General features: G+C 67.9%; 12 protein-coding genes. 4 read left to right on the forward strand and 8 right to left on the reverse strand.

The window, feature by feature from the left end:
• Positions 1-33 precede the first annotated feature (33 nt).
• The gene (gene tcmP, locus RIA68_04510) at positions 34-813 is read left to right on the forward strand and encodes a three-Cys-motif partner protein TcmP (protein MEQ8316696.1); all 780 of its coding nucleotides are present in this window, start codon (positions 34-36) and stop codon (positions 811-813) included.
• 313 nt (positions 814-1,126) lie between these two features.
• Here tcmP and RIA68_04515 read toward each other — a convergent pair whose 3' ends face one another.
• A complete protein-coding gene (locus RIA68_04515; protein MEQ8316697.1) occupies positions 1,127-3,967 on the reverse strand; it encodes an insulinase family protein in 2,841 nt (946 codons plus the stop codon).
• A 90-nt stretch (positions 3,968-4,057) separates the two neighbouring features.
• Positions 4,058-4,405 carry a cupin domain-containing protein gene (locus RIA68_04520; protein MEQ8316698.1) on the reverse strand — a complete coding sequence of 116 codons (348 nt, stop codon included), beginning with the start codon at positions 4,403-4,405 and terminating at the stop codon, positions 4,058-4,060.
• A gap of 60 nt (positions 4,406-4,465) precedes the next feature.
• Between RIA68_04520 and RIA68_04525 the strand changes: the two genes are divergently transcribed.
• Entirely contained in the window at positions 4,466-5,764 is a 1,299-nt protein-coding gene (locus RIA68_04525; GenBank protein MEQ8316699.1) for a hypothetical protein, read from the forward strand.
• A gap of 2 nt (positions 5,765-5,766) precedes the next feature.
• Here the strand turns inward: RIA68_04525 and RIA68_04530 are convergent, their stop codons facing one another.
• The 4 genes from RIA68_04530 to RIA68_04545 form a co-directional block, all read right to left on the reverse strand.
• Entirely contained in the window at positions 5,767-7,191 is a 1,425-nt protein-coding gene (locus RIA68_04530; GenBank protein ID MEQ8316700.1) for a hypothetical protein, read from the reverse strand.
• A gap of 43 nt (positions 7,192-7,234) precedes the next feature.
• Positions 7,235-8,044, reverse strand: a complete 810-nt coding sequence (locus tag RIA68_04535) for a spondin domain-containing protein (protein ID MEQ8316701.1) — start codon at positions 8,042-8,044, stop codon at positions 7,235-7,237.
• A 101-nt stretch (positions 8,045-8,145) separates the two neighbouring features.
• A complete protein-coding gene (locus RIA68_04540; GenBank protein MEQ8316702.1) occupies positions 8,146-8,589 on the reverse strand; it encodes a RidA family protein in 444 nt (147 codons plus the stop codon).
• Between the two features lie 18 nt (positions 8,590-8,607).
• Complete coding sequence (locus RIA68_04545) at positions 8,608-10,095, reverse strand: aldehyde dehydrogenase (protein ID MEQ8316703.1); 1,488 nt, start codon at positions 10,093-10,095, stop codon at positions 8,608-8,610.
• A gap of 37 nt (positions 10,096-10,132) precedes the next feature.
• On the opposite strand from RIA68_04545, the gene glyA reads away from it, so the two are divergent.
• On the forward strand, positions 10,133-11,446 hold the full coding sequence (gene glyA / locus RIA68_04550) for a serine hydroxymethyltransferase (protein MEQ8316704.1): 1,314 nt from the start codon (positions 10,133-10,135) through the stop codon (positions 11,444-11,446).
• Between the two features lie 351 nt (positions 11,447-11,797).
• Positions 11,798-13,102 (forward strand): GC-type dockerin domain-anchored protein, encoded by a 1,305-nt coding sequence (locus RIA68_04555; GenBank protein ID MEQ8316705.1) that lies wholly within the window; start codon positions 11,798-11,800, stop codon positions 13,100-13,102.
• Between the two features lie 3 nt (positions 13,103-13,105).
• Here the strand turns inward: RIA68_04555 and RIA68_04560 are convergent, their stop codons facing one another.
• Both RIA68_04560 and RIA68_04565 read right to left on the reverse strand, forming a co-directional pair.
• Positions 13,106-13,492: a hypothetical protein gene (locus tag RIA68_04560; GenBank protein MEQ8316706.1), complete on the reverse strand. Its 387-nt coding sequence runs from the start codon at positions 13,490-13,492 to the stop codon at positions 13,106-13,108.
• A gap of 31 nt (positions 13,493-13,523) precedes the next feature.
• On the reverse strand, positions 13,524-15,023 hold the full coding sequence (locus RIA68_04565) for a PhoPQ-activated protein PqaA family protein (protein MEQ8316707.1): 1,500 nt from the start codon (positions 15,021-15,023) through the stop codon (positions 13,524-13,526).
• Between the last annotated feature and the right edge of the window lie 94 nt (positions 15,024-15,117).

Genomic DNA, 15,117 nt, shown 5'->3' on the forward strand with positions numbered 1-15,117 from the left:
CGGTGAATGGAAGTATCAAATGACGGCTTGTACATGTCGGAGGTCGGCCGGTGGTCAAAACGCAAGTACCACTTTTTGAGCAACTACCTGAACATGTTCTCGACGGGCATGAAGAACAAATGGCCGCAGCGACACTATGTCGACCTGTTTTCCGGGGCGGGACTGGCCCGCCTCCGTGATCAAGGCGAGATCGTCGTCGGAAGCCCGCTCATCGCCGCCAGGGTACGTGACCCGTTTACGAAGCTGCACTTGTGCGAGGCCGATCCCAAGAAGTTCGAAGCACTCAAGCAGCGGATTTCTCGTGAACCACTCGCCACTCCACCGCAACTCGTGCATGGGGACGCGAATCGATGCATCGATGAGATCGTCGCAGACATTCCGCCAGCGGGTGCGCTAACACTGGTCTTTGCGGATCCGTACGGCTTGCACTTCGACTTCGATACCGTTCGCAAGCTTGCCGATCGCAAATGCGACCTAATTGTGCTGCTCGCGGACAATATGGACGCGTTGCGCAACTGGTCCGCGTACTACCAGCATGACCCCAACTCGAATCTTGATCGCTTCATGGGTGAGCCCGGATGGCGCGACGTCCTAAAGGAGTCGCCATCGGAACGGCTCGCCCAGAACCTGCGCGACCGATACTGCGACCGCCTGCGATCGCAGGGCTTTCAGTTCTTTGGGTGGGAGCGCGTCGTCAACGATCGGAATCGAGATATCTACACGCTGCTCTTCGCCTCGTCGAACAAGCGCGGGCTCGATTTCTGGGGCAAGGCCAGCGCCACCGACGAGGGAGGGCAACGGCGGCTGTTTTAAGAACATTGGTCCGCGTGCTCACGCATGCGGCTCGGACGAAGGCCAGGGCAACTCGTTCTTCGTCGTCTTCCTCACCCCATCCCCGTCTTCTCTGCGCCTCCGTGCCTCTGTGGTGAACTCCCTCTTCCCACGGTGAGGCACGCGTGCCGACGCACGCGGCTCGGATGGAAGACCCCTCACCCCGGCCCTCTCCCCGAAGACGGGGAGAGGGAGGCGGACCGCGGCCGCTTCGGGGCCTTCGCGACCTTCGCGTTCGATCCTCTTCGCTCGTCCGTCCCCTCGCTCGCGCGAGGGGCTCGTGAAGGCCGGCGACTCAGCCGTCGCCGTCGCCGCCCGGCGAGGCCGGCCGCACGATGATCTTCATCCGCCCGTCCTCCACCGCGTACTTCGCGAACACGTCGCGTAGCTCGGCGGGGGTGAACGAGCCCAGGGCCTCGCGCTCCATCGCCATCTCGTCGAGCGAGCCGCCGAGGTAGTCGAGCGTCTGCAGCTCGCGCAGCCAGGCGGCGGGGTTGCGGACCGTCTCGTCGTGCACATTGCGCAGCTGCTCGACGGCGATCGCCAGCTCCTCGTCGGTCGGGCCGTCGGCGGCGAACGCCTCGAACATCGAGCGGACCTCGTCGGCCAGCAGGTCGGCCGTCGCGGGGTCGGTCGTCGTCTGGACGCTGAGCAGGCCGAAGCCGGGCCACGTGCGGGCCGTCCGGTGCGAGACGCTGGGGCTGTAGGCGTAGCCGAGCTCTTCGCGGATGCGATCAATCATGCGGCTGTTGAGCACGCGCGCCGCCAGCCGCAGGGCCCGCACGTCGCGCGTGTCCCACGCGTTCGCCCCGTAGTAGCCGGCGACGACGTAGGCCTGCGGCGTCGAGACGTCGGGCTGCTTCAAGAGCTCGATGGGGCCTTCCGGCCGTTCCATCTGCCGCGCGTCCCAGTTGGTCCGGTCCGACACGCGCGGCCGCGACTCGAGCGAGCCGAGGTAGGTGCGCACGAGCTCGATGGTCGCCTCGACGTCCAGGTCGCCGACGATGGCGACCTCCATCGGGCCACTGAGCTGCTCGTCGAGCCAGGCCTGCGCGGCTGCGGTGTCGATCGCCTCGATGCGGTGCTTGGGCGTCAGGCCGGGCCGCGAGTCGTCGGCCGGATACATCGCCTCGATGACGGCCTTGAGCGCCGCGCCCTGGGGCATGGTGTCGAGCATCTCGAGCGTGCGGAGCTGGCCGCGGCGCCACTGCTCTGTTGCAGCGTCCTCGACCATCGGGTCGGTCAGCAGCAGGTGGCTGAGCGTGAAGGCGTTCTCGAGCTCGTCGGGCGTCGTGCTGAAGCCGATGGTCAGGCCGTCGGCGTTGGAGCCGCCGCGGACGCGGGCCTTCCAGCCCGTCGTCAGGTCGTCGATCTGGGTCGAGCTGAGCCCGCCCGCGGCGGGACGCGCGAGCGCCGTCGTCGCCGCGTCGGTCAGGCCGCGGGTGTCCTCGCCCTCGTGGACCAGCCCGCCGAAGACGTGGATGGAGCCGAGGACCTCGCCCTGGCGTTCCGTCATGCGCTTGACGTGCACGCGGACGCCGTTGTCGAGCCAGAGGCTGGTGACGCCGGTGTCCTCGTGGGTGGTCGTCTCGGCGATGCCGCCGGGGGTGGGCGTCTCGTCGAGCAGGCGCTCGGCGCGGGCCTGGGTTTCGTACGGCTCGGGCTCGGCGCGCAGCGCGGCCTCGCCGGCGGCCAGTAGCTCCGACTCGGTGGGCGTGTTCTCGTCCTCGCGCGTCTGCAGCGTGAAGACGGCGTCCTCGAAGGCGAACACGTCGCGGAAGTCTTCGTTCGTCTCTTCCAGCGTGACGCCGGGGAGCAGCTCGCGGAGCAATTCCAGTTGTTGCGCGACGCTCATGAACGGCTCGCCGCTGGCGATCGAATCGACGACCGCGCCGCGCAGCAGCCGGCTCGGCCGCGTCGCCTCGCCCTCGACGGCGCGCTCGGCGCTCGAGAGCAGCCGGCGCTTGGCGTCCTCAAGCTCGGGCTCGGTGAAGCCATGGATCGTCGCGCGGCGCACCTCGCGGCCGATTTCCTTGAGCACGTCCTTCCAGCGGCCGTTCTCGCTGCGGCCGGTCGCCTGCGTCCACTGGATGGCCCCGGCGAAGTCGCCCGTACTCACGCTGCCGCCGAGCATGCTGAGCTCGCCGTCCTGCACGCCCTCGCCCAGCCGGTCGTTCATCATGGCGGTGGCCAGCGACCGGACCAGGTCGTCGCGGTACTGGCCGACGGTGGTCGTCGGCCCGCCGGGCACGTCGATGAAGTTGATGGCGACCTCTTCGCGGGTTTCCTCGGGATCGCTGGCGACGATGGCGCTGCGGCCCTGCGTTGGCACGACGCCCGCGTCGCGCGGCTCGGGACGCGGGACGAACTCGCCTTGGCCGAAGAGCTCCTTGATGGTGCCGGTGACATCATCGGGCGTGACGTCGCCGACGACGAGCAGCGTCATGTTGCTGGGCACGTACCAAGTGTCGTAGTAGCGCTTGATGGGCTCGAGCCCCGCGGTCGTCAGCACCTCTTCGGTGCCGATGGGGATGCGCTGGCCGAACTCGCTCTCGGGCGCGATCCGCTCGATGAGGTCGTAGAGCACCCGCTGCTGGGGCGAGAGGCTCGCGCGGCGTTCCTCCAGGATGATCTTGCGCTCCTGCTCGATGCCGCTCTCGGGCAGCAGCAGGTTGTTCGCCACGTCGCTCAGGAACAACAGCGCCGGGTCCACCATCTCCGGCTCGGAGCTCGGCAGGCTGATCGTGTAGCCCGTGCGGTCGAAGCCCGTGACGGCGTTCTGGTGGCGGCCGAAGGAGAGGCCCAGGTTCTCGAAGAACGGGCGCACGGTGCCGGGCGGATAGTTGGTGCTGCCGGCGAAGGCCAGGTGCTCGAGGAAGTGGGCCAGGCCGCGCTGGTCCTCTTCTTCGTTGAGCGAGCCCGAGTGCACGTGCAGCCAGAGTTCGACCCGCTCGGGCGGCTCGGCGTTGGGCACGATGACGTACTCCAGGCCGTTGTCCAGCGTGCCGCGGACGAGGCGCGGGTCTTCGGGCAGCGGCCGGTCGCGTTCGACCTGCTGGGCCGAGGCGGAGGCGGCCGCGGCGAGCGAGAGCACGACGGCGCACGGGCGGGCGAGGCGATGGGCGAGCGTGGTCATGGTGCAGGATAGGGATGCGCGAGCACCCCCACCCATGTTGAAAGGGGGCCGCAGGGGCCGCAGTCGGCCGCAGGGAGCCGTCGGGGCCGCTCAGCCGTGGGCGTCCACGCCCGTCTTCTCGCTCACGGGGCTGAAGAGGTCGAGGATGCGGCATCGCTCCAGGGCTTTGCAGGCGTGCGGGAGGTTGGGCGGCAGCACCAGCACCTGTCCGGCGGAAACCGTAACCTTCTGGCCTTCCCCGATCGTGAATTCCGCACTGCCCTCGAGCATCACCACCATCTGCTCGTTCTCGTGGCTGTGGCTGGCGACCTCGAAGCCCGGGTGGAGGACGACCTCGCTGATCATCATCCGCTCGCCCAGGATGCGGCGGCGGTCGATCAGGGGCATGGGCGAGTCGGTGGGCAGGTCGGCGAGGGTGTGGAGGACGTGGTCGGGCATGTGGCAGGCTACGCCTGGCATCGACCGCAGATTCGTGACGAATCGACGCGGATTCGTGGTATGCTGCTCGGAGCAGGCCGCGGCGCCGGCCTGCACGAGGAGCACGACATGCCAAGCCTCAGGTCACTGACGATCGCCACGATCTCGCTCGCGTCATGCCACGCCGCGCTGGGACAATTCACCGGAACGACCGCGCCGCCCGGCACTACCTTTCCTTCGGCCGTGAAGGTCGCGCGCCAGGCGCCGATCGTCGCGAGTTCGGTAGGACCCGTCGTCGCGGTCTGGGATCCGGCGGGCGGCGTCGTGCTCGTCGCCGCGCCGACCAGCGGCTTCGCGTCCGCCATGCCCGAGGCGCTCGCCGCCGACGGTGCGTCGCTCATCGGTCTCATGAACACGACGGGCGGCGCCACCGCGCCGTTCTTCTGGACGCCGCTCGGCGGCACCATCGACCTTACCGGATTCCTTGCGCCGGCCTCGGCCCAGCTGCGGCTTACCGACGTGTCCGCACCAGCGGTCGGCGCCGGGACGGTCATCGGAGACTTGATCGCACCGACGACGACGGGCCTCCAGCGGCAAGCCTTCACCCTGCCGCTCGGCGGACTCCCGGTGCCTATCGGCGACCTGCCGGGCGGGCTGGACAGTTCGACGGCGATTGCGGTCGACGCATCGGGCCGATTCGCCGCGTGCAACGGAAATTCCTTGCTCGGCGCCGAAGCGTTCGTGCACGATGCGACCACCGGCGTGCGGACGCCCGTCGGCGCACTTTCGGCCGGTCCGACGTTCCTCTCCGAGGCACGCGATATCAGTTCGGACGGCAACGTCGTCGTCGGATTCAGTCTCAACGCGGCCGGGGTGCCGATCGCCTTCCGCTGGACGGCGGCCACCGGCATCGTGTCGCTCGGGACGCTTCCCGGAGGATTCATCTCGCTCGCCACGGCAACGAACGCCGACGGCTCGATCATCGTTGGCGTGGGCGACGATGCCACCGGCGTCGCGCGGGCATGGATCTGGACAAGCCGGTGCGGGCAGATGCGCGACTTGCAAACCGAGATCATCACGGTCTACGGGCAAGCAAACGCGGCCGGATGGCTGCTCGACGTCGCCGATGGCATGAGTGACACCGGGTTCGTCGGAGGCAGCGGTCTCGATCCGCTCGGCGTTCGACAGGTCTGGACGAGCCAGATCGCGCGCTGCTGGGCTGACTTCAACGGGGACGGCATGCTGACGCCGGCCGACGCCACCGCGTTCAACACCGCATTCATGGCTGGCTCGATGCGTGCGGACTGCGACTGCGACGGCGTGCTCACCGTGCTCGACATCACGTGCTTCAACGCCCAGTTCTCGGCGGGGTGCCCGTAGGGTCAGTCCGCGGTGAGCTTGGACCGCAGATCTTCGAACCCGGGCTTGCCCATCAACGCAAACGTCGCCTTCTTGCCGAGCTCCACGGCCGGCTGGTTGTAGGCGTCGACGCCCAGCATGAGGCCGGCGTACGCGGTCGCCACCTGCCAGAGCATCATGAACTCGCCCACGGCGTGCGGCGTGACCCCGGGCAAGCGGATCGTCAGGTTCGGCCGGCGGCTCTCGGTGAGGGCATACTCGGTTGCCTTCTTCTCAGCGACAAGGAGATTCGCGAGGCTCGAGCCCTCGAGGTATGCCAGCGCCTCTTCACCCAGGCCTGCGGGGATGGGCGCCTCGTGCGCGAACTTCTCGACCTCGAGGAAGATCGCGACCTTGTCGTTGGGCCCCTCGCGATAGAGCTGCACCTGGCTGTGCTGGTCGGTCGCGCCCAGGGCCTTCACGGGCGTGAAGCCGGCGTACGTGATGCCCTGCACGCCCTTGACGATCTTGCCCAGGCTCTCGGCCCAGAGCTGACGCCACCAGTCGGCCATCAGGTAGAGCTGATTGGCGTAGGGCATCATGACGTGTACGGTCTTGCCCTGCCGCTGGCCCAGCTCGACGAGCACGGTCGCGAGCATGGCGGCGGGGTTGGCATGCAGGTCTTCGCTTCTGCACGCGTGCTCCATCGCGGCGGCGCCGTCGAGCAGGCCGTCGACGTCGATGCCGCAGAGGGCGCACGAGATCAGCCCCACCGGGCTGAGCGCACTGAAACGCCCCCCGACGCCCTCGGGCACCGGCAGCGTCTCGTAGCCCGCAGCGTCGCAAAGGCGCCGCATCGTGCCCTTCTCGGGGTCGGTGACGGCGATGAGCCGATCGGCATGGCCATCGCCCCGCGCCTTCTGGAGCATCTCACGCACGATGAGGAACTGCGCCGCCGTCTCGGCCGTCTCGCCGCTCTTGCTGATAACCACGAACAGCGTGCGGTCGAACTTCGGGTCTTCGCTCGTGATGAGCGAAAGAGTCTGGTGGAACAGCACGGGGTCGGCGTTGTCGAGGACGAACAGCCGCGGGTGCGTCCGTTCCCTCGTCAGGTTGTGCATGAGCGGGTTGAGCGCGCTCTGTAGTGCGATGTTTCCCAGTGCGCTGCCGCCGATGCCAAGCACCACGACGTTGTCGAGCTGGCCCTCGTACTGCTTGGCGATGGCCTTGACGGCCTGCACGTGCTCGTCGCGCATCGCCCCCTCGGCCAGCAGCCGCCACCGCTCCCAACCGGTCCCGCGAGAGGCTTCGAGCCGTTGCGTCAGCACGGTCGCTGCGTGCGCTGCGGGCCCGTCGGGCGCGAGCACGTCGGGGTCGAGACCATGATCGTGCACGGCCGTGCTCAGGCAGCGGCCCGTGTCCAGTGAGAGCGAGGTCTGGCTTGTCGAGCTTGAGGTCGGGGCGGGCATGGCCGAGGGTAGACGCGCTGCCCCCGGCCCGGCCCGAACGCGATCAGCAGCCGTCGGCGAAGGCGTTCTGGTATGCCAGGAAGTCGAAGATGGTCAGCGACCCATCACCATCGAAGTCGGCACGCGGATCGCCGGCATCGAACAGGTTCTGGAATTCGAGGAAGTCGAAGATCGTGAGTTCGCCGTCGCCGTCGAGCTCGGCGGCGCACTCGACGCTCAGGAGCTCGATCGTGTACGTGCCCAGGGCGGGCGTGCCGGTAAAGGGGAACTCGTCGGCGATCTGGCGGATCGGCTCGGCGGGGTTCGTGTCCATGTTGGGCGAGGTGTAGGTCGTGCCCGAGTCCGTGCCCGAGTCGTAGGGCCACAGGTCGAACACGATGTTCTGGCGCCAGCCGCCGTCGTCGCGCAGGTCCAGGCCCTGCGTGCCGACGTACCAGTCGGGACTCGGCGCGATCATGGTCACGAGCGTAAGCAACGGGAACTCGCTCGAGGTCTCGAACGTGAGAGAAACGCTGCCGGGGCTGAGGCGGATGGGGCCACCGACGATGTCGATCCCGATCATGCCGTCGGTGGCCATCTGCGAGATCTCGAAGAGCAGGAGCGACGTGCTGCCGGTTTCGGCCATGACCTCCATGCCAGGGCTGGCAAGCTCACCAGCTTGCCAGATGAGGCCGGGCTCGGCGTGCGTCGCACCCACGAGCGGCGAGAAGTGCGGGTTGCGCGGGAAGTCGACCGGGTGGGTCGCCTCCGACCACGTCGAATCGAACGTCACGCGGTAGGTCGCGCGAGACTGGGCGTGGACGGTCGAGGCCAGGCAGGCGGTCAGGCAAGCTGCGGTCAGGGTGCGGCGCATGGGTGGGTCTCCTCTTGGGCGATTGTAACGCGTCTGGCCGTTGGGTCGGCCCTCCAACCAAACCCTTGCGCGCCGTTCGCAGGTTTTCGGCCCTCGACCGGTCAGCCGCCGCGAATCTGGGCGATGACCTTCAACTCCACGGCGATCGGGGCGTTTCCGCCCTGCGGCAGGCGGCTGACCTCGATGGTCGTGCGGCACGGATTGGGTTTTCCCTCGCCGGCGAAGAAGTCCTTCCAGAGCGCGTTGAAGGCCGCGAAATCGCGCGGGATGTCCGTCAGGTAGACCTGCACGTCGACGACGTCCTCGAAGCGGGCCCCGCCGGCCTCGACCACGGTCCGCACGTTCTCGAAGCACGCTCGGCACTGGGCTTCGAAGTCGTAATCAACGAGGTTGCCTGCGTCGTCGAGCGAGACGCCGGGCACGGTGTTCTCACCCGGCTTTCGCGGGCCGACGCCCGAGCAGAAGAGCAGGTCGCCGACGCGCCGGGCGTGCGGGTAGGCGCCGACGGGCTTGGGCGCGGCATCGGTCGAGATTCGATCTGACATGTCGTTTCCCATGGGAGATCACTCCCCGAGGTTGATCGTCACGCTCTTGGGTTCGGTGAAGAAGCGCATCGCCTCCCACCCGCCCTCGCGACCCACGCCGCTTTGCTTCACGCCGCCGAATGGCGTGCGCAAGTCACGGAGCATCCAGCAGTTCACCCACACGATGCCGCTCTCGAGCGCCGCGCTCACGCGATGGGCCCGCGTCAGGTCCTGCGTCCACACGCTGGCCGCAAGGCCGTAGGACGTGCCATTGGCCAACTCGATCGCCTCGGCCTCGGTCTCGAACCGCTGCACGGCGCAGACTGGGCCAAAGACCTCTTCCTGGATGATCGCACAGTCCTGGCGGACGCCGTCGAGGACGGTGGGAAGATAGAACGCGCCGTCTCGCACACGGTCAGGGAGCGCCTCGGGCGCCCCACCGCCGGTGAGCACGCGAGCGCCGTCGGCAATGGCCCGCTCGACGTAGCCCGCGACCTTGTCTCGATGATCGTGGCTTACCAACGCTCCGAAGCGTGTGTCAGAATCGAGCGGATCACCGGGCACCAAGGCCTTCGCATCCGCAACCAGTCGCTCGACGACCGCTTCGTACACGCCCGACTGGACCAGCACGCGCGAGCCGCACAGGCAGATCTGGCCCTGGTTGCTGAAGGCAGCGCGAGCGACGTGCTGCGACACCTGCTCGATGTTCGCATCGTCGAACACCACGAACGGGTTCTTGCCGCCGAGTTCGAGCGAGGCCGGCTTCAGGTCGCGCCCGCAGGTCTCGCCGATCCAGCGGCCGACCTTGGTCGAACCGGTGAACGTCACGGCCGCCACGCCCGGGTGCGTCACGATGCTGGCGCCCGCCGGCTCGCCGCGGCCGTGCACGATGTTCAGTACGCCCGGGGGCAAGACGGCTGCAGCCTTCTCGCCCAGCATGCTCGCGGTGGTCGGCGTGAGCTCGCTCGGCTTGGCGACGACGGTGCACCCCGCCGCGAGCGCCGGTGCGATCTTCCACGTGAGAAGGTACAGCGGCAGATTCCAGGGGCTGATGGCCCCCACCACGCCCTTGGGCCGGCGGAGCGTGTAGCCGAGCATCTGCCCGGGCACGTCGTGGCTCTCGCTGGCGTACTGGCTCGCGGCGGCGGCGAAGAACCGCAGATTTCGCACCGATCGCGGGATGTCGATCGACCGCGCGACGGTGATCGGCTTGCCGCTATCGACGCACTCGGCGTGGGCAAATCGGTCGAGGTCGGCCTCGATCGCGTCGGCCAGCGCGTGCAGCATGGCGCCGCGGTCTTCGCCCGAGAGACCGGCCCACTTGTCGAACGCCCCGGTCGCGGCGTGCACGGCGGCGTCTACGTCGGCCGGCGACGAATCGGGCACATGGCCGATCGCCCGACCGGTCGCCGGATCAATGTTCTCGATGGTCTTTGAAGCCGTGCCGGGCGCGTTACCGATCCAGTTGCGGACCTCGTGCTGGGTCTCTCGGTGGTGCTGAGGGATGGTCCCGGCGTGCTCGCCCATGGGGGCACTGTAGAGCCTCCGAACCTATACTGGACGCATGACGACTGCCCAGCATTCCGTGCACGACGCCGGCATCGACCTCATCCGCGGCCAAGACCCCGACGTCGCGGCCATCATTGACGCCGAGTCCGAGCGACAGGCCACGACCATTGAGCTGATCGCCAGCGAGAACCACGCCTCGCCCGCGGTCATGGCCGCGGCAGGCTCGTGCATGACCAACAAGTACGCGGAGGGCTATCCGAGCGCCCGCTACTACGGCGGCTGCGTGCACCACGACGCCGTCGAGCAACTGGCCATCGATCGTGCGAAGCAGCTCTTCGGCTGCAATTTCGCCAACGTACAGCCACACTCGGGCGCGCAGGCGAATGCGGCGGCATTCCTCGCGCTGCTCAAGCCCGGAGACACGTTCGCCTCGCTCGTGCTGGCCGACGGCGGGCATCTGAGTCATGGCCTCAAGGTCAACATGAGCGGCAAGTGGTTCAACCCGGTGCACTACCCGCTGCACTATGACGAGAGCCACCCCGAGTTCGAGCAGATCGACTATGACAAGGTCGCCGAGGTCTGCCGCGAGCACAAGCCCAAGATCCTCATGTGCGGCTACTCGGCCTACCCGCGCGTGATCGACTTCAAGCGCTTCCGCGAGATCGCCGACGAGGTTGGCGCACTTCTCTTCGCCGATATCGCCCACATCGCCGGCCTGGTCGCCGGCGGGGCCCACCCGTCGCCCTTCCCGCACGCGCACCTCGTGACGACGACGACGCACAAGTCGCTGCGTGGCCCTCGCGGCGGCCTCATCCTGACCAACGACGAAGACATGATCAAGAAGCTCAACCGCGCCGTATTCCCCGGCATGCAGGGCGGCCCGCTCATGCACATCGTCGCGGCCAAGGCCGTGGCGTTCGGCGAGGCGCTCAAGCCCGAGTTCAAGGCCTACGTGCAGCAGGTCGTTGCCAATGCACGCACGCTCGCCGCCGCGCTCGTCGTGCACGGCTACCGCATCACCAGCGGCGGCACCGACAACCACGTCATGCTGGTCGACCTTCGCACGAAGGATGCCGAACTCACCGGTGCCGACGCGGAGGTCTGGCTCGAGCAGGGCGGCCTGATCTGCAACAAGAACGGCGTGCCCCAGGACCCACGCCCGCCGAAGGTCACCAGCGGCATCCGCCTTGGTGCGTGCGCCGTGACGACCCGCGGCTTCGGCGAGGCCGAGATGCGCCAGGTCGCCGCCTTCATCGACCGCGTGCTGACGGCCGGGCTGAAGGGCGAGGCCGAGCTTCACGCCGAGGCATCGGCGGTGCGAGAAGAGGTGCGGCAGATGTGCAGCGGGTTCCCACTGCCGGGGCACTAGTCCGCCAGACAGCCGACGAACACGATGCCGCCCGCGCCAGCCTGACGTCCTAGAACACGACGCAGCTTCGATTGCCGACTCGGTCCGAAGCCTTGCGAGTACGACGACATGGCCTGATTCCGCAAGCGTGCAATCCGCCACAACGATCGCCAGCTTACCAACCGCCCCGCACGGCGAACTCGGCGTCGTGAACGCGTGACTCCGGGCCGACGATCTCGGCGGCCCCGTCGGGCCAGATTCTCGTAGCACGCGATGGCCAGTTTCGTGTATCCTGAGGGGAGGTCAGGAGGGCGCCTCGGCCGTGCGTCCTCTGCCAGCGTTCATGGTGACCACGAGCAACGGAGCCCGAGCATGCCCACGACCCTTCGTATCTCCGCCATCGCTTGCCTGCTTCCTCTCGTAGGCACGGTCTGTGCCCAGCCTACCTACCGCATCATCGACCTCACCGACGTCACGCGCGACCCGCTGGGGCTCACGATCGTCGACGCGACCTTCGTGAGCGAAGACGGCGTCGTCGTCGGCATTGGTTTCGAGCCCGTTGAAGGGAAGCCGGTGGCCCTGCAATGGACGGACGAAGGCTCGGTCGTCGAGGTGTTACCGCTCTTGCGCGGCGACGACAATGCGAGCGAAGCGTGGGCGATCGATGCGCAGGGCCGCCCGCTCGGAACGTCCGACCGCATCGTCTTCGAGGGCGGGCCCGGGCCGATCCGCATCATCCAGGACCCCGTCGCCGTGCGCTGGAACGACGACGGCGATCCGCAGGCGATCGCCGATCTGCTCGCCGCCCCGCCGCCGTATCAGCTCGCGAGCGTGCGCGGCTCGAACGACGCGGGCACGCTCATCGGCTGGGGCCGCGAGCCCAGCGGCACCGGCGGCCTGGACTTCCGCGGCTGGCTGCTCGACGGCGACGGCGCGCTGACCGACCTTGGCGAGCTCGACCGCCCGCTCGCGATCACGAGCAACGACCTCGTCGTGGGCTACCGCAGCACGGGCCAGGACAAGGCCTTCGCCTGGGACGCCGGCACGCTCACGAACCTGCACGACCATCCGTCGCTCACCGGCGTGACCAGCCGCGCGTTTGATGCCAACGGCGCCGGTCTCATCGTGGGCGAGGCGCAGTTCGACATCAGCCAGCCCGAGTACGCCACGCTCTGGCAGGATACGGGCTCGGGCTACGAGCCGATCCACGTGCTCGACGGCCTGTTCGTCCGGCCGCAGGGCGTGGCGCGTTCGATCACCGAGGACGGCACGATCGTCGGCTGGTGGGCCGGCCTCGCGACGCCGCCGTTCGTGGGCATCCAGGCGTTCATCCTGCCCGATGGCGTGGGCGGCGAGTTCTACCCGCTGTTCGACCTCGTGCCCGACGCGGCCGCGCTGGGCTGGGAGAAGCTCCAGCGGGCCGACCACATCAACGAGAACGGCTGGATCGTCGGCACCGGCGTCCGCGACGGCGTGCTCGGCCACGGCTTCCTGCTCATCCCGATCGCGTGCGCCCCGGACATCGACGGCGACGGCTCGCTCACCATCTTCGACTTCCTTACGTTCCAGAACCTCTTCCAGGACGGCGACCTGGCGGCCGACTTCGACCGCGATGGCTCGTTGACGATCTTCGACTTCCTGGCCTTCCAGAACGCGTTCGACGCCGGGTGCGAGTAAGCCTCAGTCCTTGGGCTTGGGCACGTGCTGGTCGATCAGGATCGGATTGCCGTCCGGATCGACCATCGTCACGTGTGCAACGCCTTCGCTCGCGTCGTCGGCTCGCTCGATGAGCGTGATGCCCTTGGCCTCCAACTCTCGCTGCAGTTCCCGCACGTCGGTGAACGCGGCCGGGTGATCGCCGCGGCTGGCCCAACCGGGGTTGAAGGTCAGGATGTTCTTCTCGAACATGCCCTGGAAGAGGCCGATGGTCGCCTCACCGTTGCGCAGGATGAGGTAGTTGTGGGCCTCGTCGCCGCCAATAGGCGTGAAGCCGAGCTTCTCGTAGAACGCCTTCGAGGCGGCCAGGTCCTTCACGGCGAGGCTGATGGAGAATGCACCGAGTTGCATGGCGGCTCCAGGTTAAGGTCAAGGAATGTGATCACGGATCGAACGGAACGGGCGCTTCTTCGGCGTCCGACGGTTCGGCTTGGAAGGAGTGCTCCAGCACGTCGGGAATGACCTGCATCTGCGTCGTGAACACCAGGGGCAGGCCCTGGCCCTCGACGTCGTAGCGATCCTCGACAATGAAGGCCGTGTAGCCCGCCTCGGGCTTCTCGATGCGAAGGTGGTACGCGCCCTCGTGCTCGCCGTCTTCTTCGGGCAGCAGCATGCGCATCTTGAAGGGCTTGCCGACGACCTCTTGGCGAAAGTCGCGCGCGTCCGGGTTCGTCGCCTGCCACAAGGTCAGGCGGCGCAGCGTGACCCGTTCGTCGAGAATCTCGACGCGCATGACCCACTCGACCGCCTCGTCAGTCTGCTCGATGACCTCGACGCGCAGCGTGGGCAGCTGCACGTCATTCAAGATCGCCTCGTAGAAGCCGATCGCCGAGAAGATCGCGTCGGCGTTCCGGTCGATCGCGTGGTCCCAATTCTGCAGGATCCGGAGCCTGGTCACGCCAGGCAGGTCGTCGATCCAGTACCTGGGCGTATCAGGCAGGAAGTACTCGTCGCCGCTGGTGTTCAGCACGAACTTGGGCATGTCCAGCCGATCGCGGAACAGATACGGGTCGACGATGCGGCGAAGCTGCTCGCCAAAGGGCGTGTCGAGCTGCTGCATCAGGTTGCGTCCGGCGTAGTCCCCGATGGCCGGCGCGAAGAAGCCGTAGGCCCCGTAATGGTGCCGCATGGTCGCCGGCAGGTTCAGCGTGTCGATGACCATCGGGATGATGCCGCGCACGCGGTCGTCGACGGCGGCCGTCAGCCACGACGTCCAGCCGCGCTTGCTGCCACCCGAGACGACGAACCCCCCGATCTCGTGCCCGCCTGCCTCCTCGGTATTCGCAAACGCCTGCACCGCGTCCATGGCCGCCACGACCGACTCGACCATCGCCTGGTGGATGATCCATCCATCGTCGTCGGTCCGCTTTGCGATCATCCAGCTCTCGGCCAGCAGGTCGTCCTCGAAGCGGCCCTCGCCGAGCGAGCCGTCGGGCTCGGGGAGCGCGAGCGGCTGGTTGGGCACGTTGGGCACGGCCGCCACGATCGTGCCGGTCGCCTGCGCGATCACCCAGAGCTCTTGCTGCAGCCGGCTCGGCGGACCATCCTGCCTCTGACCGCCGCCCACGAGCAGCAAGGCCGTATCGTGCTTGACCTCATCGGGCACGACCACCTGCATCATGTGCGTCCACTCGGGGTAGTCGACCTCGCCTTCGGCACGCCACGTCTGGCTCGTCAGATCGATGGCGAACCCCGTGAACGCTTCTCGCCCCTGGCCGCCCGCGTACGCCTTGACCACCTTCCATTCGAACGAGTCGTCTCGCTCCTGGGTGTAGCGATCGAGGGGTGAGTCTCCCACCGGCACGGTCGGCTGTGCACCGCCTTGGGCGCACGCAGACATTGGCAGCAGGCACGACAACAGCATGACGGCGGCTCGCTTCATGGGCGATGCTAGCAACGGCCGTCGGCGGTTGACCCCGACGGGGCCGGTCCGTAGCTTGTGCCCGGCGAGGGATCCGGGGTCCGGATCGGGCCAT

The sequence above is a fragment of the Phycisphaerales bacterium genome (assembly GCA_040217175.1).
Taxonomy (GTDB): domain Bacteria; phylum Planctomycetota; class Phycisphaerae; order Phycisphaerales; family UBA1924; genus JAHCJI01.

Bases quoted from the DNA above. Each gene is read 5' to 3' on its own strand.
- RIA68_04565 (MEQ8316707.1), bottom strand. From the start codon at position 15,023: ATGAAGCGAGCCGCCGTCATGCTGTTGTCGTGCCTGCTGCCAATGTCT.
- RIA68_04525 (MEQ8316699.1), top strand. From the start codon at position 4,466: ATGCTGCTCGGAGCAGGCCGCGGCGCCGGCCTGCACGAGGAGCACGAC.
- RIA68_04545 (MEQ8316703.1), bottom strand. From the start codon at position 10,095: ATGGGCGAGCACGCCGGGACCATCCCTCAGCACCACCGAGAGACCCAG.
- RIA68_04535 (MEQ8316701.1), bottom strand. From the start codon at position 8,044: ATGCGCCGCACCCTGACCGCAGCTTGCCTGACCGCCTGCCTGGCCTCG.
- glyA (MEQ8316704.1), top strand. From the start codon at position 10,133: ATGACGACTGCCCAGCATTCCGTGCACGACGCCGGCATCGACCTCATC.
- RIA68_04530 (MEQ8316700.1), bottom strand. From the start codon at position 7,191: ATGCCCGCCCCGACCTCAAGCTCGACAAGCCAGACCTCGCTCTCACTG.
- RIA68_04560 (MEQ8316706.1), bottom strand. From the start codon at position 13,492: ATGCAACTCGGTGCATTCTCCATCAGCCTCGCCGTGAAGGACCTGGCC.
- RIA68_04540 (MEQ8316702.1), bottom strand. From the start codon at position 8,589: ATGTCAGATCGAATCTCGACCGATGCCGCGCCCAAGCCCGTCGGCGCC.
- RIA68_04515 (MEQ8316697.1), bottom strand. From the start codon at position 3,967: ATGACCACGCTCGCCCATCGCCTCGCCCGCCCGTGCGCCGTCGTGCTC.
- RIA68_04520 (MEQ8316698.1), bottom strand. From the start codon at position 4,405: ATGCCCGACCACGTCCTCCACACCCTCGCCGACCTGCCCACCGACTCG.
- tcmP (MEQ8316696.1), top strand. From the start codon at position 34: ATGTCGGAGGTCGGCCGGTGGTCAAAACGCAAGTACCACTTTTTGAGC.
- RIA68_04555 (MEQ8316705.1), top strand. From the start codon at position 11,798: ATGCCCACGACCCTTCGTATCTCCGCCATCGCTTGCCTGCTTCCTCTC.